At 68.4% G+C, this 22,870-nt stretch carries 22 protein-coding genes, 1 tRNA gene and 1 pseudogene; 13 read left to right on the top strand and 11 right to left on the bottom strand.

Annotated features, from left to right (window positions below; genetic code table 11):
- The first annotated feature begins 46 nt into the window (after positions 1–46).
- The 3 genes from STRVI_RS11800 (at position 47) to STRVI_RS11790 (ending at position 1,651) form a co-directional block, all read left to right on the top strand.
- On the top strand, positions 47–517 hold the full coding sequence (locus STRVI_RS11800; RefSeq protein ID WP_014055873.1) for a hypothetical protein: 471 nt from the start codon (positions 47–49) through the stop codon (positions 515–517).
- A 25-nt stretch (positions 518–542) separates the two neighbouring features.
- Positions 543–944 (top strand): hypothetical protein, encoded by a 402-nt coding sequence (locus STRVI_RS11795; protein WP_014055872.1) that lies wholly within the window; start codon positions 543–545, stop codon positions 942–944.
- Positions 945–1,156: 212 nt separating this feature from the next.
- Entirely contained in the window at positions 1,157–1,651 is a 495-nt protein-coding gene (locus STRVI_RS11790; protein WP_014055871.1) for a hypothetical protein, read from the top strand.
- 490 nt (positions 1,652–2,141) lie between these two features.
- On the opposite strand, the pseudogene STRVI_RS11785 reads toward STRVI_RS11790, so the two are convergent.
- A pseudogene (locus STRVI_RS11785) lies at positions 2,142–2,832 on the bottom strand (transposase); the annotation flags it as partial.
- A gap of 559 nt (positions 2,833–3,391) precedes the next feature.
- Between STRVI_RS11785 and STRVI_RS11775 the strand changes: the two are divergent.
- Positions 3,392–3,955: an RNA polymerase sigma factor gene (locus STRVI_RS11775; RefSeq protein WP_014055870.1), complete on the top strand. Its 564-nt coding sequence runs from the start codon at positions 3,392–3,394 to the stop codon at positions 3,953–3,955.
- Positions 3,952–4,209 carry a hypothetical protein gene (locus STRVI_RS11770; protein ID WP_014055869.1) on the top strand — a complete coding sequence of 86 codons (258 nt, stop codon included), beginning with the start codon at positions 3,952–3,954 and terminating at the stop codon, positions 4,207–4,209. The genes STRVI_RS11775 and STRVI_RS11770 overlap by 4 nt, the downstream gene beginning before the upstream one ends.
- Before the next feature lie 70 nt (positions 4,210–4,279).
- Here STRVI_RS11770 and STRVI_RS11765 read toward each other — a convergent pair whose 3' ends face one another.
- A complete protein-coding gene (locus tag STRVI_RS11765; protein WP_050993651.1) occupies positions 4,280–4,498 on the bottom strand; it encodes a hypothetical protein in 219 nt (72 codons plus the stop codon).
- A gap of 128 nt (positions 4,499–4,626) precedes the next feature.
- Here STRVI_RS11765 and STRVI_RS11760 point away from each other — a divergent pair, with 128 nt between their 5' ends.
- Complete coding sequence (locus tag STRVI_RS11760) at positions 4,627–5,454, top strand: class I SAM-dependent methyltransferase (protein ID WP_043235776.1); 828 nt, start codon at positions 4,627–4,629, stop codon at positions 5,452–5,454.
- A 2-nt stretch (positions 5,455–5,456) separates the two neighbouring features.
- On the opposite strand, the gene STRVI_RS52580 is transcribed toward STRVI_RS11760, so the two are convergent.
- Positions 5,457–5,753 (bottom strand): hypothetical protein, encoded by a 297-nt coding sequence (locus tag STRVI_RS52580; RefSeq protein ID WP_159033423.1) that lies wholly within the window; start codon positions 5,751–5,753, stop codon positions 5,457–5,459.
- A 433-nt stretch (positions 5,754–6,186) separates the two neighbouring features.
- Here STRVI_RS52580 and STRVI_RS11750 point away from each other — a divergent pair, with 433 nt between their 5' ends.
- Positions 6,187–6,810: a hypothetical protein gene (locus STRVI_RS11750; RefSeq protein WP_014055867.1), complete on the top strand. Its 624-nt coding sequence runs from the start codon at positions 6,187–6,189 to the stop codon at positions 6,808–6,810.
- Between the two features lie 26 nt (positions 6,811–6,836).
- On the opposite strand, the gene STRVI_RS11745 is transcribed toward STRVI_RS11750, so the two are convergent.
- The 4 genes from STRVI_RS11745 to STRVI_RS11730 form a co-directional block, all read right to left on the bottom strand.
- The gene (locus STRVI_RS11745) at positions 6,837–7,124 is read right to left on the bottom strand and encodes a hypothetical protein (protein WP_014055866.1); all 288 of its coding nucleotides are present in this window, start codon (positions 7,122–7,124) and stop codon (positions 6,837–6,839) included.
- Between the two features lie 46 nt (positions 7,125–7,170).
- A complete protein-coding gene (locus tag STRVI_RS11740) occupies positions 7,171–7,743 on the bottom strand; it encodes a transposase (RefSeq protein WP_014055865.1) in 573 nt (190 codons plus the stop codon).
- Positions 7,744–7,928: 185 nt separating this feature from the next.
- On the bottom strand, positions 7,929–8,741 hold the full coding sequence (locus STRVI_RS11735; protein ID WP_043235771.1) for an inositol monophosphatase family protein: 813 nt from the start codon (positions 8,739–8,741) through the stop codon (positions 7,929–7,931).
- 26 nt (positions 8,742–8,767) lie between these two features.
- Complete coding sequence (locus STRVI_RS11730) at positions 8,768–10,054, bottom strand: IS256 family transposase (protein ID WP_014055863.1); 1,287 nt, start codon at positions 10,052–10,054, stop codon at positions 8,768–8,770.
- Between the two features lie 88 nt (positions 10,055–10,142).
- Between STRVI_RS11730 and STRVI_RS52035 the strand changes: the two genes are divergently transcribed.
- Positions 10,143–10,334 (top strand): hypothetical protein, encoded by a 192-nt coding sequence (locus STRVI_RS52035; RefSeq protein WP_150112887.1) that lies wholly within the window; start codon positions 10,143–10,145, stop codon positions 10,332–10,334.
- A 115-nt stretch (positions 10,335–10,449) separates the two neighbouring features.
- A complete protein-coding gene (locus STRVI_RS46260) occupies positions 10,450–12,135 on the top strand; it encodes a recombinase family protein (RefSeq protein ID WP_078505225.1) in 1,686 nt (561 codons plus the stop codon).
- On the opposite strand, the gene STRVI_RS11725 is transcribed toward STRVI_RS46260, so the two are convergent.
- The 4 genes from STRVI_RS11725 to sucC all read right to left on the bottom strand — a co-directional run bounded on the left by STRVI_RS11725 (position 12,100) and on the right by sucC (position 16,116).
- A tRNA-Leu gene (locus STRVI_RS11725) sits at positions 12,100–12,184 on the bottom strand. The two genes, STRVI_RS46260 and STRVI_RS11725, sit on opposite strands and share 36 nt — an antisense overlap.
- Positions 12,185–12,319: 135 nt before the next feature.
- Positions 12,320–13,894: an aldehyde dehydrogenase family protein gene (locus STRVI_RS11720; protein WP_014055862.1), complete on the bottom strand. Its 1,575-nt coding sequence runs from the start codon at positions 13,892–13,894 to the stop codon at positions 12,320–12,322.
- Positions 13,895–14,068: 174 nt separating this feature from the next.
- Positions 14,069–14,965 carry a succinate--CoA ligase subunit alpha gene (sucD, locus tag STRVI_RS11715; RefSeq protein ID WP_014055861.1) on the bottom strand — a complete coding sequence of 299 codons (897 nt, stop codon included), beginning with the start codon at positions 14,963–14,965 and terminating at the stop codon, positions 14,069–14,071.
- 11 nt (positions 14,966–14,976) lie between these two features.
- Positions 14,977–16,116, bottom strand: a complete 1,140-nt coding sequence (sucC, locus tag STRVI_RS11710; protein WP_286012077.1) for an ADP-forming succinate--CoA ligase subunit beta — start codon at positions 16,114–16,116, stop codon at positions 14,977–14,979.
- Between the two features lie 177 nt (positions 16,117–16,293).
- On the opposite strand from sucC, the gene STRVI_RS11705 reads away from it, so the two are divergent.
- The 4 genes from STRVI_RS11705 to STRVI_RS11690 all read left to right on the top strand — a co-directional run bounded on the left by STRVI_RS11705 (position 16,294) and on the right by STRVI_RS11690 (position 22,851).
- Complete coding sequence (locus STRVI_RS11705) at positions 16,294–17,976, top strand: thiamine pyrophosphate-binding protein (protein ID WP_014055859.1); 1,683 nt, start codon at positions 16,294–16,296, stop codon at positions 17,974–17,976.
- Between the two features lie 12 nt (positions 17,977–17,988).
- Positions 17,989–19,245 (top strand): formyl-CoA transferase, encoded by a 1,257-nt coding sequence (gene frc, locus STRVI_RS11700; protein ID WP_014055858.1) that lies wholly within the window; start codon positions 17,989–17,991, stop codon positions 19,243–19,245.
- Between the two features lie 2 nt (positions 19,246–19,247).
- The gene (locus STRVI_RS11695; RefSeq protein ID WP_014055857.1) at positions 19,248–21,383 is read left to right on the top strand and encodes an acetate--CoA ligase family protein; all 2,136 of its coding nucleotides are present in this window, start codon (positions 19,248–19,250) and stop codon (positions 21,381–21,383) included.
- 76 nt (positions 21,384–21,459) lie between these two features.
- Entirely contained in the window at positions 21,460–22,851 is a 1,392-nt protein-coding gene (locus tag STRVI_RS11690; protein ID WP_014055856.1) for an OFA family MFS transporter, read from the top strand.
- Positions 22,852–22,870: the final 19 nt, after the last annotated feature.

The raw sequence follows: 22,870 nt of genomic DNA, 5'->3' as shown, positions 1-22,870 counted from the left end.
CACCAAGCCGCCACCGCCAGCACCGGACACAAGGAGAACACCCCCCATGACCTCCATCGCCGAACAAGCCCAGGCAGCCTCCACCTTCATCCAGCAGACCGCCGCCGCCAGCGAATACGGACCCCACCGCGGCCGCGACCACGCCCGCACCGCCGTACGCCTCGCCAGCACCCTCGGCCTCAGCCTCCAGCACATCACCATCACCCCGGACAGCAAACGCCGCACCACACCCGGCGAACCCCTCCTGGCCATCGCCACCTGCCCGACCACCCGTACCCAATACACCTTCCTCGCCCGCTACCCCCTCTACGAGGACGAGCCCTTCGAACTCCTCGGCCCCTGTCCCGTGTGCGCCGCACCCGTACCGCTGGCCACCGTCCGCCACCTCGCCGACCTCGGCACCCACCTGACCACCGGACCAGCCCCACTCAGCAACGGCCCAACCCCCGCCACCTACCCCGACACCTTCGACACCGACGAAGCACACGCCCCGACCTGCCGCTACGGCGACGCGTAGGGAAACCGGTCGAAAGGGCACCCCCATGGACAGTCACCTCAACACCCCACGGTCCCACACCAGCCCATCCACCCACACCGGTCCCGGCGAAACCGCCCTGCGCACCGCCCTGGGCAACGACGGCTACGCAACGCTACGCCGCCACCGCCGCCTCACCGACACCGCGCTGGGCCCCCTGGCCGAACTGCTCTGGACCACCGCACAAGAAGCCGACCACCTCCACGGCGAGCTGCGCTCCTACGCCAGGAACACCTGCGACCACGCGCGCCACGTCCCAGCCCACGCGAACCAGACCGAGACCGTCCCGCTCGGATTCCTGCAGCACACCAGCCGCGCCATCGACGTGAACGCCACCCGCTACGCACAACAGATGAACCAGCTCAACCTGGTCATCGAAGCGTACAAACTCGCCCTGCTCGCCGTATAACCGGCATCTCCCCGGCACACGCCGCCTCCCGCAGGGCACCGCCGTACCCCGAGCTGCCACGGCCTACGAACAGTCCGCAGAGCACCCGCGCCCCGACCTGACTGCCGGGACCACAGCGCCAACCCACCGCGCGCATTCCCCACGCCACCGCCATGTGCTACTGCGCGCACCCGCCGGACAGCGCCGAACACCCGATGAAAGGAACCGCCTCCATGACGACGCCTGACCTCCACCACCACCGCGCCCTGGTCCACAAGATCCTCACCCAGAGCCAACGTCTCCTCATGCGCGACGCCGTCAGCGCACGATCCGCACTCGCGAGCGTGCTGAACACCGCAACCGAACACGTCTGCAACAAGCACGCCACCCGCGTCTCACCCCACCACGCCGCATGGCTCGAAGCAGAAGCCGCCTCCCACCTGATCAACGCCGCCGGATGGCAGCTCACCGGACTGACCGACCCCACCCTCCCGCACTACCTGACCCGCCTCGACCAACGCCCCTACCCGGCACGGCTGCGCCTGCTGGACACCGCAGCCCACCGCGCCAACCCCGACCGCCCCACCACACCGCCCTCCGTCTCCCTGCCCCAGCAGCGCACCGGTGCCCCCACGGCAAGCCGCAGACGTGTGGGCCCCTGCCCGTGCGCGTGCAACAGCGGAGGCTCCTGCGGCGGCTGCGGACACGCAGGATGCGGTGGCCGATAACGCGATTACATAAGGAGCTCTGTCAGCGGCCCGTACGACGACCGCTGACAGGGCCCTTTCCATGTATGCCATTGGGAGAGCCAACGGGTCGGGTCTTGCCGTGGATGATCTGGACGAGCTGATCCAGGATTTCCGTGGCGCGCCCAGCGGTCTCGGGGTCTTCCGGCATCGTCCATAGCTCGTCAACCCGCGCGCGAACCAAAGCGCTCTGCGCTGCGGGCGCCTCACCTTGGTCGCGCAGCAGGGCTGCACGGAGTTCCCTGTAGGCAGTCAGCACGGCCGAAGTCCGCGGCTCCGGAGCGTCGGGCGCGTAAAGCCAGTTAGCATGCCGATCTAGGAGCCTGGGTCAGTGACGTGCAAGCGGCCTCGCTGGCTGTGATCGATGGATCGGTCGCGGTCGCCCGCCGCCTGTGGGGATGTGGTGGGGGCGCCCTGCCCGTCAGATGTGCGGCCTAGCGGGGCCCGTGACGGGGCTGGGAGGCCCGGCTGGTCAGCTTTCGAGGGCGGCGAGTTCGGCGGTTCCGGCGTGTCGGAAGATCTTGCGGAGGTTGTGGCAGGCGGCCAGTAGTCGCCACTCGCCGCGGGTGCCGTCCTCGCCGCGCAGGAGGAGTTGGCAGCCTTGCTGGCAGGTCATGATCTGGCCGAAGGCGGGTTCGACGATGGCCTTGCGGCGGCTGTAGGCGGTCTTGCCGGGCTTGGTCCGCAGCTTGCGGGCCATGCGTTCCTTCAGGGTGGCGTTCGCCGGGGTCCGTCCGCGCGGTGCGGGCGGGCTCTGCTCGTCGTGGGCGCGGCGGCTGGTGGCCATGAAACTGTCGGTCCCGCAAGCGAGTTGGCGGTCCTTCGCGGCTTCGAGGTTGGTCTCGGAGCAGTATCCGGCGTCGATCGATGCCTGCTTGGGGTGAGGGCCGGTGTTCTGGGCGGACTGGTCGAGCATCGTGGTGTAGTTCAGCGCGTCCGAGGGGTTGGTCGTCACGTCGGCGGCGGTGATCTGGTGTTGCTCGTCCACGGTGGCCTGGGCATTGTATGCCTGGATGTAGGCGCCATCGCTATTCTTCATGATCCGCGAGTCGGTCCGTGAAGTTGGCCTGGGCCTCGGGCTTGAGGCGGGCCTTCGCGGCGGCCTGCTGCCCGGCGTCGGTGACGGCCTGCTCGTCGCTGCGTAGCGGACGGCCTCCGGCCGCCCCAGATAACACAGCACGATGGCGTTGAGGACCAAGACGAGCGCGCCGAACTGGTCTTATCCGAACTACTCCAGCACGGCCGAGTGGCCACCGTTACCAGTCATCTCCTCGCAGAGAGTAGTGATTGTGAAGGTGTGAGGCCGCGGCTCGCCGGGCGTGTCGAGCGCCAGTGGTGACGCGCTGGCGGCACTCGTCAACCACCGAGCAGAGCAAGACCATGTGGGGGACATTGGTAATCGCCGTCTCGGCGATGTCACGCTGACGCCTGCTGGCCGCACTATCTGGTGTACGCGGTGTTCCGAGCACCGCTGAGCGGATGGAGAAGTGGCCGTCATGGACCCGATATGGACCGGGGCACTCGCGATGCTCGTCCCTGTGACTACTCGACTGTGCTGTCAGTGGATCAGGAGCCGGACCGCGGTGCGGTTGACCCAGCTGGACCAGCAGGGTCTCAGCGACAGGGTGCGCTGTTTGCCACAGGGCAGTCGCCTGTCGGAGAGGTCCCGAGGCCGCGAAGTCGTCATCAAGGTCGGCTGTCCTAGCCCGGAAGAGCGCAGGCATGGGTGAACAACGAGCACCGGTCCAGGAACAGCGAGTCACACGCCGACAATCGGCACAGACGCCACTGCATGCGCCCGGGAGCCGGCTGGATTTCGCACTGTTCTACTCCGAACACCTGGGGATGCTGACTCGGTTCGTGATGCGCCTGGGTGCGTCTCCCTACGAGGCGGCGGAAGCCGCACACGCTGCATTCGTCGAAGCCTTCCCCAAGTGGTCACAGATCACGACGCCCCGGGCCTGGTTGCGTACGGTCGCTGCACGGGCCTATCTGCGCCAGACCCAGCTCCGCGACCGGCCAACCGACACCATCCCGGACCAGCCCGGTGGGGAATGCCCCTTGGCGGCCTTGGTCCTGAAGGATGAGGAACAGCACGTGTGCGCGGCCTTGAGCGCGCTGCCCCCGCGTCAGCGCCAGGTGATGGCGTGGCACCTGGACGGCTTCTCACACTCCGAAATCAGTGACGAGCTAGGGATCACTGTTGAGGCGGTTCGTCAAAACTACGCCCGTGCCCGAGTGTCATTGAAACGCGCCCTGGGCCTGACGGCGGGAGACCAACTATGACCGACGACCGCAGCACCGATTTCAGCCGCACCGAAGAGGACGCACTGCTCGACCAACTCCTAGCACTTGCTGACGACTCGGTACTCGGCTCTCTGGAGACAGCACTGGAGTATGACGCCGGGCTGGCCCACATCTTCCAGCTCTACCCCTTGCGCCCCAGGCGTCGACACCGTGGTGGACAGCCGCGCGTTGCTCGGGATCGCCCGCCCCAGGACGCCATCGCCGACCAGCAGCATGGACCCCAGCGCCCCTGACCGTGCGCGACGAAGACCGGGCCGACGCCTAACCAGCATGGCGCCGGCCCGGTGGGTCACTCTGAGGTGATCACAGCTCGGGATCACGACATCCAGCACTGCTGACGAAGTCGGGCATACCGAGGTGGACGGTGGTGTGCCGGGCGGCGAGGTCGCGCACGGCGGCGAGTTTCTGCTCGGCGGCGGCGAGGCTGGCCTCGATCACGGCGACCTCGCCGAGCCAGCCCTGTTCCTTGGCTTCCTGGAGCCGGTCGAGCAGGTTCCCGTGGATCTCCTCCAGACGGGGCATCTGCTCGGGATCTGGCCGCAGGACGGGACATCTGATACAAGCTTCTCTGAACTACCGGCGGCAGCGCGTCAGCGGCTGCCGGTAAACCAGTGGCGTCTCCGTGTACGGGCCTCGTAGCTTGTGCGTTCGTGACTGATGATCCGAAGGTACGCCCGAATCGACACGACCTCGGCCGAGTGTTCAACGAGGTGCCGGAGCTCTACGACCGGGTCCGGCCGGGATACCCCGACGAGTTGTTCGCGGACCTTGGCGCCATCACCGGCATGGATGAGCGGTCGTCGGTGCTGGAGGTAGGCTGCGGTACCGGTCAGGCGACGCGCTCGCTGGCAGCGCTCGGATGCTCAGTGACCGCTATCGAGCCGGGCACGGACATGGCCGCACTTGCTCGCCAGCGGCTCGCCTCCTTCCGCAACGTCGAAGTCGAGACGTCGACGTTTGAGGAGTGGGACGACCGCGGTCGACGCTTCGATGTTCTCGTGGCTGCATCGTCGTGGCACTGGGTCGACCCGTCGATTGGCTGGCAGCGAGCGTACAAAGTGCTCTATCCCGCAGGCTGGATGGCGCTGCTCGGCAACGTCGTTGTCCGCCGACCGGGAGAGCCGGAGGTGTACGCCGAGACCGCCGATCTCCACGAGCGGTTCTGCCCCGGGAACCCCGACTGGGGTCATCCTCCCTTGGAGGACGACGTGCGCACCACCGACGAGGGCTGGGGCCTGGTCGAAGATCCCGGAGGGTTGTTCGGCCCAACGATCGTGCGCTGGTATCCAACCGTTCAGTGGTTCAACGGGGACGGCTTTGCCGATCACCTTCGCTCGTTGTCGCCGTACCGGAGGCTCGACCGCGACGTCCGTGAGCCCCTGCTCGACGCCATCGCTGAGCGTATCCGCAGGCGAATGGGCGACCGAGCATCACGCCGCTACCTGAGCGTCCTCCGTGTGGGACAACGCGCCAAGTGAGGTCAGGGACCGACATATGGAGTGGGCTCCTTCGTTTCCCGTGTGCCGAGGGCGATCTGCCCGAAGGCTGGCATGCCGAGGTCCACGGCGATTGACCGCCGTGCTGCTTCGGCATCGAGTTGGGTGAGTTTGTCCTCGGCGGCGGCGAGGCTGACCTGTAGTCCTTCGACCTCTCCGAGCCAGCCTTCGCGCTCGGCCTCGGCGATGCGGGGCGACGAGGTCGTCGCGGACCTCCTCCAACCGGCCCGGCTGGGCCGGGTCCGGCCGGAGAAGCGAGCACTGAACGCAAGCGTGTTCATGAACACAAGGGCTTGAAAAGGCGCGACCGCAAGTGCCGATGGAGACCTTGCGCTTCTCGAAGTGCGCGAGGAAAGCGTCCCATTCCTCCTCGGTCGGTGTCCGATACTCTTCGCTGGGCCGGCTGGCCCGGCGACGGGCGATGAAGGCGCGATGGGCCTCGATGGTCTCGGCCGGGTAGATCGCTAATGGTGTGCTCAGGTATTAGAACTCGCGGAATACCCCGTTGTCGGCCCCGGTCGCCTGCCCCTGGCCCCAGCCGCAAAGTAGTGGTCAAGGCTTCGTGGCCGCAGTCCTCTTCGGCTGGCGGGGCGGCAGGATCGGACCGGGTTTGGCCGGTGGAACCTCTGAGCCCGCTCAACTCCCCGCGCCAAGGCCGCACAGCCGCGCACACTCACCCCGTAACGGCATTCGGTCGGATGGTGAGGAGCCACGGTGGAACCTTCCATGATTACTGCGTCGGGCGCGGTCATAGCAGCCTGCATCGCGTTCGCGGGTGCGGTCACCGTGGCCAGGGCTGGACAGCGGGCCCAGGCACGGGAGAAGCGCACCGAGTGGCTGCACGACCGCCGCAAGGATGCCTACCTGGACTTCATGAAGGCCGCACGTGCCTTCGCGCCCCTCACACAGACGGCGTTCCGCAACCAGCACCGCGACGGCGCCTTGATCGACTCCCAAAGCTCTGTCGTACTCACGGAGACGGGAGAGCAGGTGCCATTCGAATCGGTCGTGCTGCTGGCTGGCGGCAGCCTGGACGCCGCATGGCTGGAACGGAGCCCGGAGCTTCTCCACGCTCTGGCGGTCGCTTTTGATGCGGTTGACCTTGAGGGGCCAAAGGAAGTTCGCGAAGCGGCATTGCGTGTGGTGGAGTCGGCGCACCAGCTCAGCGAGGGATACGAGGGGTTCGAGCTGCTGGCGCGAGCCATGGAGATGGAAGCGAAAATCAATGGCGGAGGCCCCACGAGTACGGCCGCTGACCTTATGCAGGCCGAGGTCTACCGCTACTCGGTCGGGTGCGCCGACTTCAGACTGGAGGTGAAAGCGGCGCTGAAGCTGTAGCAGCTGGCCTGTGTCAGGCAAGTCGGTTAGCCTGCGGCTGGGGTCAGAGATAACGCGCGGCTCCACTCGACGTCAACCGCGGCAAGGAACCGGAACCAGCGAAGCAGGTCAAAGGCATAGGAGCGGCAGGAAGCCGCAGTATTGCCGCAGGCCAGCAACTCCCGCAGGAACTCGGTTGCCGGTGTGATCGCCCGCCCCGCCCCGTCGAGAACCACCCAGGGCAACGCGGTGGCACTGGTCGCCTCCACCCTGCCGACCCGGGCCACCACCAGCCCAGTCACCTCGCGTTCGTCCATCACCGCAGCGTGATCCATCACGTCTCCGTCTCATCGGGAACATCCGAACGGAGACTCCTCGCCCTCACAAAGCCAACACGTAGGACACGCCGATAGTGCGGTCAACGGGTCGATGGACTGCCTTGCCGGAGTACGACAGCCGCAGTGTGAACAGGTGACACTTGACGGCCTGGCCCGCCAGGCGGACCCAGACATCGGCGAAGTCGACCTCGGCCTCCTCGCCGGGCAGATGAACCTGCGGAGCCATCCCGGTCAGGTGCCGACGGCCCTCCAGCACCTCGGCCTCGATCTGCGGGCGCCTGGCCAGCACGTAATCGCAGACCGTGGAATAGGACACCAGGTCAAAGTCGTACTCCTGGGCAAGGCACTGGTAGATCCGGCGGGCAGTGTGCTTCTGCTTGCGCGGCGCGTTAGCGTCTTCCCGCAGCATCGCGTCGATCCACGGCTTGGCCGGGTCCAGGACCGCGACCCGCGGCGCCGGCTTCTTCCGCGGTGGCGGAACCGCAGACAGCAGAGCTTGCCGCACCGTCCTGCGATGCACCCCGTACTTCTCCGCCAGAGCCCGTTGCGACAACCCGGGATCAAGACGCTTATCCCTCCGGATCGCAGCGAACAACTCCGCCCGTGACAAACCCATCCCGGCCTCCCGACACGACCGTGATCAAGCAACACGGCCTCCGACATGACCGTGATCGACGCACAAACCCTGCCGTCGCCGAGCGGACGGAGCAGCGCATTCACTACAAAGAGGGCACGTCGCCGACCTTGTTGTCGGCGAACTCGCGAACATCGCCAGCCACTGGTGCGGCGCAGGCAGCCGCACTAATCACCACTGTCGAAGGCATGCAGGTCACGGCTGTGCGGCAAGCCCTCAACCAGGTGCAGGAAGGCGTCATGGAGTCGGCCGTTGGTGGCCAGCACCGTCATGTCGCCCTCCAGCACGGACGTCCCGCTCAGGTCGGTCACCCGGCCGCCTGCCTCCGTGACGATGACGGGCATCGGCGCCACGTCCTCGTAGCCCATCGGCGGACCGGCGACCACCACCGCATCGGCACGGCCCGTGACCAGATCCACGATGCCGCCCGTCGAGGGCAGCAGGAAGACCTGACGGTGGAGAGCGATAAGGAGTTCCTCCGGCCAGCCGACCGGGTTGTGCATCTGAGTCCTGGCTGCGCGGATGCCGGCCCGTTCTGTGACCCGGGCACGGTATCCCGACTGCAGGTCCGGCTCCGGGCCAGGCAGCACCCAGCACCCCAGACCACGCCCGGCCACGACCATCTGCTGACTCAGAGGCAGGTTGATCACGCCAATGGCCGGGCCGTGCTCGTCTTCGTAGGCGAGATCATTCGAGAACAGAGGAACCCTGCGGGTGAAGTAGCTCGTGCCGTTGATGGGGTCGATGATCCATCGGCGTCCGGATGTTCCGCTGGTCACGCCTCCCTCCTCGCCGAAGACCCCGTCCCCCGGAGCACGGCGGCCTAACCCGGCTCTGATCAGTTCCTCAACCGCTTCGTCGACCTCGGTGACCTCGCTCCCGTCCTCCTTGCGACGGCTGTGCCAGTCACCGAAGAAGCCCTTCACGGACATCTGCCCAGCACGGCTGACCAGGCGGACAGCGAAGTCAGGGTCTGTCAAACGAGTGGTGTAACTGGGGCTGATGGTTACTGACGGGCTGCGGAGAGGCGGCCGTCGAAGGTGATGTCGAAGGCGTTCAGCGCGGTCTTCCAACGCATGGTCCAGCGTGCCTGGCCCTTGCCGGTGGGGTCGAGGGACATGATCGCCATGTAGACGCACTTCAGGGCGGCCTGCTCGTTGGGGAAGTGGCCGCGAGCCTTGACCGCCCGGCGGATGCGGGCGTTGACCGACTCGATCGCGTTCGTCGTGCAGACGATGCGGCGGATCTCGGTGTCGAACCGCAGGAACGGGATGAACTCCTCCCAGGCGTTCTCCCACAGCTTCACGATCGCCGGATACTTCCGGCCCCAGGCATCGGCGAACTCGGCGAACCGCTCCAGGGCGGCCTCTTCGGTCGGCGCCGTGTAGACGGGCTTCAGAAGCTTGGCGATCTTGTCCCAGTCCTGGCGGGCGGCATAGCGGAAGGAGTTCCGCAGCAGGTGCACCACGCAGGTCTGCACGATCGTCCGCGGCCAGAGGGTCTCCACTGCCTCGGGCAGGCCCTTGAGCCCGTCGCAGACGAGCATGAGCACATCACTGACGCCGCGGTTCTTGATTTCGGTGAGGATGTGCAGCCAGTGCTTGGCGCCCTCGCCGCCGTCGCCGGCCCATAGTCCCAGGATGTCGCGCCGGCCCTCGGCGGTGACGGCCAGGGCCACGTAGACGGGCCGGTTGGCGACCGCGCCGTCGCGGATCTTCACGTGGATGGCGTCGATGAAGACCACCGGATAGACGGCGTCGAGGGGGCGGCTCTGCCATTCGGCCATGCCCTCCAGCACCTTGTCCGTGATGGTGGAGATTGTCTGGCGGGAGACCTCGGCACCATAGACCTCCGCCAGGTGGGCCTGGACCTCGCCGGTGGTCAGGCCCTTCGCGGCCAGCGAGATGACCATCTCATCGACGCCGGTCAGACGCTTCTGCCGCTTCTTGACAATCTTCGGCTCGAAGGAGCCGTCGCGGTCGCGGGGCACGGTTATCTCCACAGGTCCGACGTCGGTCAGGACTGTCTTGGAGCGTTTGCCGTTGCGGGAGTTGCCGCCGTTCTTGCCCGCCGGGTCGTGCTTGTCATAGCCGAGGTGGTCGGTGATTTCACCCTCCAGGGCGGACTCCAACAGCCGCTTGGTCAGCTGCTGCAGCAGCCCGCCCTCACCAGTCAACTGCAGACCCCCGGCCTGGGCCCGGCCCACCAGCTCGTCGATCAACTGGTCGTCCACGGCCTTCGCCGGCACAGCCTCCACGGGCTCGACAGAGCCGGACACGTTCTCACTGGTCATCGATGTATCTTCCATGATCGGGAGTTACACCGAACGTTTTACAGTCCCAGACAAGGCTGTGAACGCGCACACACGAAGCGGGGAAGCCATGACACCAGCCGCTACCACCCCAAGCTCCCCAGCAGCAGTGCGCCAGGCCCAGGAAGCGGATGAGCCACCCGAGGTGACCGTGATCCTCCCGGACGGTCCTGTGCCGCTCACCCCGCATGCCGCCAAAGCGCTACTGGCCTTCATCCAGGACGAGTACCAACACCGCCGCACCGTTCATCACAGCGGCTGACCACCCACGACCGGGCGGAGACACGGTGGACGGCTGGCCCTCCGGGCCGAGCCAGAGGTACGACGGACGACCACCGTCCACCGTGCACACCAAGCGATCCCAAGGAAGACGGCCCATGCCCCGCTTCGCCTTCGCCGGACGCTGCTCCACCGAGGACCTCCAGGACCCGGAGACCTCCCGCAACTGGCAGCTCACCCGCGCCCGCGCCCTCATGGAACCCGCTGGAGGCGAAATCGTCGCCGAATACTTCGACGCCGGACACTCCCGCGCACTGCCGTGGAAACGCCGCCCCCAGGCCGCCGCCCTCCTCACAGCCCTGCGTGACCCCCACCGCGGCTTCGACGCGGTCGTGATCGGCGAACCCCAGCGCACCTTCTACGGCAACCAGTTCGGCAATACCTTCCCCCTGTTCACCCACTTCAACGTCCCCCTGTGGGTTCCGGAAATCGGCGGGCCGATCGATCCCGACAACGAGGCCCACGATCTCGTCATGTCCGTCTTCGGCGGCATGAGCAAAGGCGAACGCAATCGCGTCAAGATCCGTGTACGCACCGCCATGGGCTCTCAAGCCAAGATCGAGGGCCGCTTCCTCGGCGGCAGACCCCCATACGGCTACCGGCTCGCCGACGCCGGCCCACACCCCAACCCGGCCAAGGCCGCCGACGGCAAACGCCTCCACCGTCTCGAACCCGACCCCCAAACCGCGCCCATCGTGGTCCGCATCTTCACCGAGTACCTTCGCGGAACCGGCCTATACGCCCTCGCCGAAGGCTTGACCCGTGACAACATCCCCTGCCCCTCGGCCCACGACCGCGCCCGCAATCCGCACCGCGATGGCCACGCCTGGTCCAAGAACACCGTCCGCGCCATCCTCACCAACCCCCGCTACACCGGCCACGAAGTATGGAACAAACAACGCAAACAGGAAATCCTCCTCGACATCGACGATGTCACCCTGGGCCACCGCACCCAACAGACCTGGAACACCCCCGAACAGTGGATCTGGTCTACCCAACCCGTCCACGAACCCCTGGTCAGCAAGACCACCTTCACCCGCGCCCAAGCCAGGAGACACGACCGCCGCCAGCACCACCCCGCAGAACGCAGCCCCCGCACCACACCACGCACCTACGCCCTGCGCGGACTCATCCGCTGCTCCCTGTGCGACCGCAAGATGCAGGGCACCTTCAACCACGGCCACCCCCACTACCGCTGCCGCTACCCGTACGAATACGCCAAGAGCGGCACCCTCGACCACCCGCTCACCGTCTACATCCGGGAAGCCGTCATTCTCCCGGAACTCGACCGGTGGGTCTCACAGGTCTTCGCCCCCGGACAGCTGAAGACCACGCTACAGGCCATGCAGCAATCCCAACGGGCGACAACCACCGCCTTGCCCGGCCTCGAGGCCGCCCGCCGCACCATTACCGACTGCGACCGGCGACTGAACCAATACCGCGCGGCACTCGACGTCGGAGCCAACCCCGCAACCGTCGCCGGCTGGATCAGTCAGGCCGAGGCCGACAAAGCCGCCGCACAAGAACAGCTCATCGCCGCCAGCGCAGCCCGGCCCACCGTCCTCACCGACGAACAGATCCACGGCATGATCAAAGACCTCGGTGACCTCACCGACCGGCTTCTCACCGCCCCCGCCGACCGCAAAGCCCCTCTCTACCAGGCTTTCGGCCTCACTCTCACCTACAACATGAAGAAGCGGGTCGTGACCGTTGAGTCACAACCCGCTTCATCCGTGTACGTAAGATCGTGTCCGAGGGGGGACTTGAACCCCCACGCCCGATAAAGGGCACTAGCACCTCAAGCTAGCGCGTCTGCCATTCCGCCACCCGGACCAGGTGTGTCTCCGCGGCCCGCCGCGGCGACATGGACCACGATACCAAGGTTTCGGAGTGCGTTTCACCTGCGTATGCCGGGCGCCCACCCCTGGGCCGACCTGGGGGGATGGCGGGAGTGGGCACGGAGGGTGACTAGCTGGGCATCAGGTGGTAGTCGGGGAAGTTGCCGGGCAGGCGCTCGGGGTGTGGGCCCTCGGTGACGGCGCGGATCAGGAGGTCGCCGCCGACGAAGGCGCCGCGCCAGGAGGCTCCGAAGCCGCCGAAGAGTTCGTCGCGGTCGCCGCGGGAGCGGGGCGTGCCGTGGCCGGTTTTGAAGGCGCGGATCTGGGGGGCCAGCCGGGCGTAGGTGGCGGGGTCGTCGCAGGAGAGGGTGGCGACGAGGGCGCCGTTGCCGGCGTTCATGGCGGCGAGCAGTTCGGCCTCGGTGTCGACCAGTACGAGGGTGTCGACCGGGCCGAAGGGCTCGGCGTGGTGGAGCGGGGAGGTGGAGGGCGGGTTGAGGAGGGTGACGGGGGGCGTGTAGGCGGAGAGGTCCTGGTCGGGGAGGAAGTGGCCGTCGGCGAGGTCGCCGCGGTGGAGGGGGACGGCGCCGCGGTCGATGGCCTCGGCGACCTGGTCGGCCAGCTCCTTGGCCTTGGCCGCGTTGATCAGGGGTCCGAAGTCCAGGTCGGGGAGCTGGTCGGAGGGGTGCTCCACCGCCAGGGGGTGGCCCATGCGGACGGCGCGCACCGCCGGGAGGTAGACGGCGAGGAAGGCGTCGAAGGACGAGCGCTGGACGACGAAGCGCGGATAGGCGGTGCAGCGCTGTTTGCCGTAGTCGAAGGTCTTGCCGATCAGCGGGGCGAGGGCGTCCCAGTCGGTGAAGTTCCAGATGCCCCAGGCGTTGAGCCCCTCCTGCTCCAGGATGTGGCGCTTGCCGAGGTCGGCGACGGCGGTGGCGACCCGGGCGCCGGTGTCGCGACCGCCGACGAAGGAGACGCAGCCGATCTCGGGCGCGCGGACCAGGGCCTCGGAGAGCTCACCGCCGCTGCCGCTGACGAGGGTGACCGGGATGCCTTCGCGGGCGGCGAGCGCGCAGGCGAGGGTGAGGCAGGCCAGCCCGCCGTCGGTGGGGGTCTTGGCGATGACGGCGTTGCCTGCCAGCGCCTGGACGAGCAGGGCGTGGGCGAGGACGCTCATCGGGTAGTTCCAGCTCGCGATGTTGGAGACCGGGCCGGGCAGCGGGGTACGGCCCTCGGCCATGCGGTCGATCTCGTCGACGTACCAGCGGACGCCGTCGATGGCCCGGTCCACATCGGCCTGGGCGAGCCGCCAGGGCTTGCCGATCTCCCAGACCAGCAGGAGGGCGAGCAGTCCCCGGTGCGCGCAGAGTGCGTCGAGGGTGGCGGACACCCGCGCCCGGCGCTCCGGGAGGGCGATATGGCGCCAGCCGCGGTGCTGGTCGAGGGAGGCGCGTACGGCCTGGTGGGCGGTGGTGGCGTCGAGGCGTGGCGGGCCCGCGATCGGGGTGCCGTCGACGGGGGTGGTGGCGGGGCTGGTGGCGGGGCTGGTGGCGGGGAGGGCCCGGCCGTCGCGGTGCCAGGTGCCGTCCCAGAGGTTGAGGACGCGGCCGTCCTGGAACGCCTCGGGGGCCGCGGCCAGGCAGCGCTGCCAGGCGTCGGCCCAGGCGGTTCCGGGCTTGAGGGTGAGGGTGCGGGTGGGTGCCATCGGGGATCTCCGCTCTCGTTGCACAGGCGGGGCGGGACGTGGCGGTCTGTGGCGGTCCGTACGGACACCCGCCACGTACGCGTCGTGGCTGTGCGTGGCGGGCGGCCGTACGGAGAGGAAGGTGGCGGCACGGAGCGTGACGGTGACCGGTTCGCGGATCGGGTACGGCTCAGCTCACGCGGCGTCGCCGGGTGTTTGGGCCAGCAGGGCCACCACCAGCCCGGCGGTCTCCGTGGGGGTCGCCCCTACGCGCACGCCCGCCGCCTCCAGCGCCGCCTTCTTGGCCGCGGCGGTGCCCGAGGAGCCGGAGACGATGGCGCCCGCGTGGCCCATGGTGCGGCCCTCGGGGGCGGTGAAACCGGCGATATAGCCGACGACCGGCTTGGTGACGTGGTCGGCGAGGTACCGCGCGGCGCGCTCCTCCGCGTCGCCGCCGATCTCTCCGATCATCACGATGAGGTCGGTGTCCGGGTCGGCCTCGAAGGCGGCCAGGGCGTCGATGTGGGTGGTGCCGATGACCGGGTCGCCGCCGATGCCCACGCAGGTGGAGAAGCCGATGTCGCGCAGCTCGTACATGAGTTGGTAGGTGAGGGTGCCGGACTTGGAGACCAGGCCGATCCGGCCCGGTTTGGTGATGTCGGCGGGGATGATGCCCGCGTTGGACTGGCCCGGGGAGATCAGCCCGGGGCAGTTCGGGCCGATGATCCTGGTGGCGCGGGCCCGGGCGTACGCCTGGAAGGCGACCGCGTCATGGACCGGGATGCCCTCGGTGATGACGACGGCGAGCGGGATCCGGGCGTCGGCGGCCTCGGTGACGGCGGCCTTGGCGTGGGGCGGCGGGACGAACAGGACGCTCACATCGGCACCGGTGGCGTCCATGGCCTCGCGTACGGAGCCGAAGACGGGCACCGCAGCGCCGTCGATGTCGACCCGGGTCCCGGCCTTGCGCGGATTGACACCGCCGACGACATCGGTGCCGGCGGCGAGCATCCGCCGGGTGTGCTTCATGCCTTCGGCGCCGGTCATGCCCTGGACGATGACCTTGCTGTCCTTGGTGAGGAAGATGGCCATGATGTGCTCCCCTACGCGGCGAGTTCGGCGGCGCGTGCGGCGGCGCCGTCCATGGTGTCGGCCTGGTGGACGAGTGGATGAGCCAATTGGCCAAGGATGGCCCGGCCACGTGCGGCGTTGTTGCCGTCGAGCCGGACGACCAGTGGTTTGGTGAGGGGGACGGTGTCCAGGGCGCGCACGATGCCGTCGGCCACCGCGTCGCAGGCGGTGATGCCGCCGAAGACGTTGACCAGGACGGAGCGCACCTCGGGGTCGTCGAGGACGAGGGACAGCCCGTCGGCCATCACCTGTGCCGAGGCGCCGCCGCCGATGTCGAGGAAGTCGGCGGGGCGGGCGCCGCAGCCCGCGACGACGTCCAGGGTGGACATCACCAGGCCCGCGCCGTTGCCGATGACGCCCACCTGGCCGTCCAGTTTGACGTAGCCGAGCCCGGCGGCCGCGGCGCGGGCCTCCAGCGGGTCCCGGGCGCGGTCGCCGGAGTCGTCCCATGACGGCTGCCGGAAGCTGGCGTTGTCGTCCAGGGTGACCTTTCCGTCCAGCGCCACGATCGCGCCGTCCCGGGTCACCACCAGCGGGTTGATCTCGACCAGGAGGGCGTCGTACGCGGTCAGGACGGTCCACAGCCGGCGGATGGTCCCGGCCGTCTCCGGCGGCAGTCCCCCGGCGGCGGCGATCTCGGCGGCCTTGGCCTCGGTCACCCCCTCCGCCGGGTCGATCGGGATCCGGGCCACCGCCTCGGGGCGGTGCGCCGCGACCTCCTCGATCTCCATACCGCCCTCGGCGGAGGCGATGGCCAGAAAGCGACCCGCGGCCCGGTCCAGGGTGAAGCCGAGGTACATCTCCCGTTCCACCTCGACCGGTTCGGCGACCATCACCCGGTGGACGGTGTGGCCCTTGATGTCCATGCCCAGGATCCGGCGTGCGGTCCGCTCGGCCGCCGCCGGGTCGTCGGCGAGTTTCACCCCGCCGGCCTTGCCCCGGCCGCCGGTCTTCACCTGGGCCTTGATGACGACGCGGCCGCCGAGCCGCTCGGCGGCGGCGCGGGCGGCTTCGGCCGTGTCCACGACCTCGGCTCGCGGCACCAACACGCCGTTTTCTTGGAGGAGTTCCCGTGCCTGGTGTTCGTACAGGTCCATCGCCCGCTCCCTGATGACCGGTCAACAGCGCTTGATCCAGCGCTGGATCGAACGAGTGGCGCACGCCCCCTGGACATCGCTCGGCCGATGGTGGGATAACAAAGTTCATACAGGATAACGTCGACTGTATGCAATCCACCTGAACCACCCCGCGAGGCAAGCACCGACCCCTACGAAGGGACGCGATTCGCCATGCCCGACGACAGCCAGGACGTCATCTCCGGCGGGCACTTGGTCGCCAAAGCACTCAAGGCAGAGGGCGTCGAGGTCATCTACACCCTCTGCGGCGGCCACATCATCGACATCTACGACGGCTGCGTCGACGAAGGCATCGATGTCATCGACGTACGCCATGAACAGGTCGCCGCCCACGCCGCCGACGGCTACGCCCGGATCACCGGCAAGCCCGGCTGCGCCGTCGTCACCGCCGGCCCCGGCACCACCGACGCGGTCACCGGCGTCGCCAACGCCTTCCGCGCCGAGTCACCCATGCTGCTCATCGGCGGCCAGGGCGCCCACAACCAGCACAAGATGGGTTCCCTGCAGGACCTTCCGCACGTCGACATGATGGCGCCGATCACCAAGTTCGCCGCCACCGTGCCGGACACCGCCCGTGCCGCCGACATGGTCTCCATGGCCTTCCGCGAGTGCTTCCACGGCGCCCCCGGACCCTCCTTCCTGGAGATCCCGCGGGATGTGCTGGACGCGAAGGTGCCGGTGGACAAAGCCCGTATCCCCCAGGCCGGGCACTACCGGGCATCGACCCGCAGCGCCGGCGACCCCGAGTCCGTCCAGAAGCTGGCCGATCTGCTGGTCCAGGCCGAGAAGCCCGCGATCCTGCTGGGCAGTCAGGTGTGGACCACCCGCGCCACCGACGCGGCCATCGAGCTGGTGCGCACGCTCAATGTGCCCGCGTACATGAACGGCGCGGGGCGCGGCACCCTGCCGCCCGGCGATCCGCACCACTTCCAGCTCTCCCGCCGCTACGCGTTTTCCAACGCCGACCTCATCGTCATCGTCGGCACGCCCTTCGACTTCCGGATGGGCTACGGCAAGCGGCTCTCCCCCGACGCCACCGTGGTCCAGATCGACCTCGACTACCGCACGGTCGGCAAGAACCGGGACATCGACCTCGGCATCGTGGGCGACGCGGGGCTGGTGCTCTCGGCCGTCACCCAGGCCGCCTCCGGCCGCATCAATGGAGGCGCGGGCAAGCGCAAGGAGTGGCTGGACGAGCTGCGGGCCGCCGAGCAGAAGGCGATCGAGAAGCGGCTGCCCAACCTCCGGTCCGACGCCTCCCCCATCCATCCGTACCGCCTGGTCAGCGAGATCAACGACTTCCTCACCGAGGACTCGATCTACATCGGCGACGGCGGCGACATCGTCACCTTTTCCGGTCAGGTCGTCCAGCCCAAGTCGCCCGGCCACTGGATGGACCCGGGGCCGCTCGGGACGCTCGGCGTCGGTGTGCCGTTCGTGATGGCCGCCAAGCAGGCCCGCCCCGACAAGGAGGTGGTGGCGCTCTTCGGCGACGGCGCGTTCTCCCTGACCGGCTGGGACTTCGAGACGCTGGTCCGCTTCGACCTGCCGTTCGTCGGCATCGTCGGCAACAACTCCTCGATGAACCAGATCCGTTACGGCCAGAAGGCCAAGTACGGCGAGGAGCGGGAGCGGATCGGCAACACCCTCGGCGATGTGCCCTACGACCAGTTCGCGCGGATGCTCGGCGGCCACGGCGAGGAGGTCCGCGACCCGGCGGACATCGGCCCGGCGCTGCGACGCGCCCGGGAGTCCGGCAAGCCGTCGCTGATCAACGTCTGGGTGGACCCGGACGCGTACGCCCCCGGAACCATGAACCAGACCATGTACAAGTAGGGAGCCGCCACCATGTCCCAGGCTCTTGAGGCCAATCAAGCTCTGACGGGCATCCGCGTCCTCGACATGACGCATGTGCAGTCCGGTCCCTCCGCCACCCAGTTGCTCGCCTGGCTCGGCGCGGATGTGATCAAGCTGGAGAACACCACCGGGGACATCACCCGCAAGCAGTTGCGGGACCTCCCCGACGTGGACTCGCTGTACTTCACGATGCTCAACTGCAACAAGCGGAGCATCACCCTCAACACCAAGTCCGAGCGCGGCAAGGAGATCCTGACCGAGCTGATCCGCCGCAGCGATGTGCTGGTGGAGAACTTCGGTCCGGGCGCCGTGGACCGCATGGGGTTCTCCTGGGAGCGCATCCAGGAGATCAACCCGCGGCTGGTCTACGCCTCGATCAAGGGGTTCGGCGACGGCCCGTACACCAAGTTCAAGGCGTACGAGGTGGTCGCGCAGGCCATGGGCGGGTCGATGTCCACGACCGGCTTCGAGGACGGCCCGCCGCTGGCCACCGGCGCCCAGATCGGCGACTCCGGCACCGGGGTGCACTGCGTGGCGGGCATCCTCGCCGCGCTCTACCAGCGCACCCACACCGGACGTGGCCAGCGGGTCAACGTGGCGATGCAGCACGCGGTCCTCAACCTGTGCCGGGTCAAGCTGCGCGACCAGCAGCGGCTGACGCACGGGCCGCTCGCAGAGTATCCAAACGCAGAAAACACCTCTGAGGCCGACGAGGTGCCGCGCAGTGGCAACGCCAGCGGTGGCGGCCAGCCCGGCTGGGCGGTCAAATGCGCGCCCGGCGGGCCCAACGACTACGTCTACGTCATCGTGCAGCCGGTCGGCTGGGAGCCGATCACCCGGCTCATCGGCCGCCCCGAGCTGGCCGAGGACCCGGAGTGGGCCTCGCCCGAGTCGCGGCTGCCGAAGCTGGCCAAGATGTTCCAGCTCATCGAGGAGTGGTCCAGCACCCTGCCCAAGTGGGAGGTGCTGGAGCAGCTCACGGCCCACAACATCCCGTGCGGGCCGATCCTGTCCACCAAGGAGATCGTCGAGGACGCGTCGCTCGCGGCCAACGAGATGATCGTCGAGGTCGACCACCCCGAGCGCGGCTCCTTCACCACGGTCGGCTCCCCGCTGAAGCTCTCCGACTCCCCGGTCCAGGTCGAGCGCTCCCCGCTGCTGGGTGAGCACAACGAAGAGGTGTACGTCGGGGAGCTGGGACTCGGCGACGAGGAACTGCGGCTGCTCAAAACGAACGGAGTGATCTGACGGTGACGTATGACAACGATGCCGTGCGCGCGGTGCTGGACGCCGCCCGCGCCGAGGGGCGCACGGCGCTGACCGCTCCCGAGGGGAAGCGGATCACCGATGCCTACGGCATCCCGACCCCGGCCGAGGGGCTGGCGGAGACCGTCGACGAGGCGGTGTCGCTGGCCGACCGGATCGGCTTCCCGGTCGTCCTCAAGATCGTGTCCCCGGACATCCTGCACAAGACCGACGCGGGCGGGGTCCGGGTGGGGCTGGCCTCCTGCGCAGAGGTGCGGGGCGCGTTCACCGCGATCGTCGACAACGCCCGCTCCTACGACCCCGAGGCCCGGATCCAGGGCGTCCAGGTGCAGCAGATGGTCCCGGACGGCGGGCAGGAGGTCATCGTCGGCGCGGTCACCGATCCCACCTTCGGCAAGGTCGTGGCGTTCGGCCTCGGCGGGGTGCTGGTGGAGGTACTCAAGGACATCACCTTCCGGCTGGCCCCGGCGACCGAGGACGAGGCACTGTCGATGCTGGACGGGATCCGCGCCGCCGAGGTGCTGCGCGGGGTGCGCGGCGGACCGGCGGTGGACCGCGGGGCGCTCGCCGATCTGATCGTGCGGGTCTCCCGGCTGGTGGCGGACTTCCCGGAGATCACGGAGGTCGATCTCAACCCGGTGTTCGCCACGCCGAGCGGGGTGCTCGCCGCCGATGTGCGGCTGCTGATCGGGGACCCCGCCCCGCAGGAGCGCCGCCGCTACTCACGCGAGGAGATCCTGAGCGCGATGCGCCGGCTGATGCAGCCGCGCTCGGTGGCGGTGGTGGGTGCCTCCAACGAGCAGGGCAAGATCGGCAATTCGGTGATGCGCAACCTCATCGACGGCGGCTTCCCCGGGGAGATCCACCCGGTGAACCCCAAGGCCGACGACATCCTGGGCCGCAAGGCGTACAAGAGCGTCACGGACGTCCCCGGCGAGGTGGATGTGGCGGTCTTCGCGATCCCCGCGAAGTTCGTGCCCGCCGCGCTGGAGGAGGTCGGCCGCAAGGGCATCCCGAACGCCGTGCTGATCCCGTCCGGCTTCGCCGAGACCGGTGAACACGAGCTGCAGCGGCGGATCGTGGAGATCGCCGAGGAGTACGGGGTGCGGGTGCTGGGGCCCAACATCTACGGCTACTACTCCACCTGGCAGGACCTGTGCGCCACCTTCTGCACCCCGTACGACGTCAAGGGGCCGGTGGCGCTCACCTCGCAGTCCGGTGGCATCGGGATGGCGATCCTCGGCTTCGCCCGGACGACCAAGACCGGTGTCTCGGCGATCGTCGGCCTCGGCAACAAGTCCGATGTGGACGAGGACGATCTGCTCACCTGGTTCGCCGAGGACGACCGCACCCAGTGCATCGCGATGCATCTGGAGGACCTCAAGGACGGCCGGGCCTTCGTGGAGGCGGCGCGGGCCACGGTGCCCCGGAAGCCCGTGGTGGTGCTCAAGGCGGGCCGTACGGCGGCGGGCGCGAAGGCGGCCGGCTCCCACACCGGCGCGCTGGCCGGGGACGACGCGGTCTACGACGACATCCTGCGGCAGGCCGGGGTGATCCGGGCGCCGGGCCTCAACGAGATGCTGGAGTACGCGCGGGCGCTGCCCGTGCTGCCCACGCCACAGGGTGACAACGTCGTCATCATCACCGGCGCCGGGGGCTCGGGGGTGCTGCTGTCGGACGCGATCGTCGACAACGGGCTGTCGCTGATGGAGATCCCGGACGACCTGGACGCCGCGTTCCGCCGCTTCATCCCGCCGTTCGGCGCGGCCGGGAACCCGGTGGACATCACCGGCGGCGAACCGCCGTCCACCTACGAGGCGACCATCCGGCTGGGCCTGGAGGATCCGCGGATCCACTCGCTGGTCCTGGGCTACTGGCACACCATCGTCACCCCGCCGATGGTGTTCGCCGAGCTGACCGCGCGGGTCGTCGAGGAGTTCCGCGCCCGGGGCATCGCCAAACCGGTGGTGGCCTCGCTCGCGGGCGACACCGAGGTCGAGGAGGCGTGCGCCTACCTCTTCGAGCGCGGGGTCGTGGCTTATCCGTACACCACCGAGAAGCCGGTGGCCGTCCTGGGTGCCAAGTACCGCTGGGCCAGGTCAGCGGGGCTGCTCACCTGAGCCACCACGTTTCCCGGAGCACGAAGAGTTTGGACAGGGGGCGCTGGCCGGGTTCCTTCGAAGCCAAGGGGACGACATGAGCACAGCAGAACGACCGGAGGGGGCCCTCCCCTTCCGTGAAGTGCAGGACAGCAAGGGACGCACGTATCGCATCGGTGAGACGGACCGCGACATCCTGGGCCACAGCCGGAAGCTGATGGTCTATCTGCCGTGGATCGCGATGATGGCCATCAGCGTGTCCGAGTACGCGTACGGCTCGGCCGAGGACACGCTCTCGGAGGCGCACGGCTGGACCCAGAGCAACACCTTCTGGATCCTGAGCGTCTGGGTGTTCTTCCAGGCGGGAATCGCCTTCCCGGCCGGGTGGCTGCGGGAGAAGGGGATCCTGACCGCCCGCGCGGCGATGTTCCTGGGGTCGGGGCTGTGCCTGATCGGGTTCGTGGCCCTCGCCCACCTGGACAACGTTTTCGCCGCCATCGTCGGCTTCGGCGTCATCGGCGGGCTCGGCTCCGGATTCATCTACGCCACCTGCATCAATATGGTGGGCAAATGGTTCCCGGAGCGGCGCGGGGCGAAGACGGGGTTCGTCAACGGAGGGTTCGCCTACGGCGCGCTGCCGTTCATCTTCATCTTCAACTACTGGTTCGACACGGCTAACTTCGACGAGGTCCTGGACCTTATCGGGGTCTATGTGCTGATCGCCGTGGCGATCTGCGCCTGGTTCTTCAAGGATCCGCCGAAGAACTGGTGGCCCGCCGACATCGACCCGCTGAGCTACAGCGGCAACGCCAAGAGCGCGGCGAGTCTGGCGAAGAACCCGCCGGCATCACGGCAGTACACGCCCAAGGAGGCCATCAGGACCGGGATGCTGCCGCTGATGTGGGTGTGCCTGGTGCTCACCGCCGGGGTGTCCATCTTCGGCATCTCCTTCCAGGTCGACTACGCCAAGGAGGTGGGCTTCGGCCCGCTGGTGGCGGCCTCGTCCATGGGCATCATGTCCGTCATCAACGGTGTCGGACGCGGGGTGGTCGGCTGGCTCTCGGACCTGTGGGGACGGAAATCGACCCTGGTGTTCGTCATCGTGGTGCTGGGCCTCGCCCAGTTCGGGGTGATCTGGGCCGGCAACATACACAACGAGGTGCTGTTCCTCTTCTTCGCCTTCCTCTCCGGATTCGGCGGCGGCGCCTTCTACCCGATGTTCGCGGCGCTGACCCCGGACTACTTCGGGGAGAACTACAACGCCACCAACTACGGCCTGGTGTACAGCGGAAAGCTGATCAGCGGGCTGTTCGGCGGCGGTCTGGGCTCGATGGTGGTGGACTCCTGGGGCTACGACGGCGCGTACGCGCTGGCCGGAGGCATCTCCATGCTGGCGGCCGCGGTGGCCCTGCTGCTGCGGCAACCAGGTCGGCCACGGGTCCGGGACATCGCCCCGAACCCGCAGCCGATCAGCCGCGAGGCCGTCTAGCTCCGCCCCGAGGGGCCCT

It is taken from the genome of Streptomyces violaceusniger Tu 4113, assembly GCF_000147815.2.
Taxonomy (GTDB): Bacteria; Actinomycetota; Actinomycetes; order Streptomycetales; family Streptomycetaceae; genus Streptomyces; species Streptomyces violaceusniger_A.
This window is presented reverse-complemented; position numbering and strand designations above follow the sequence as displayed.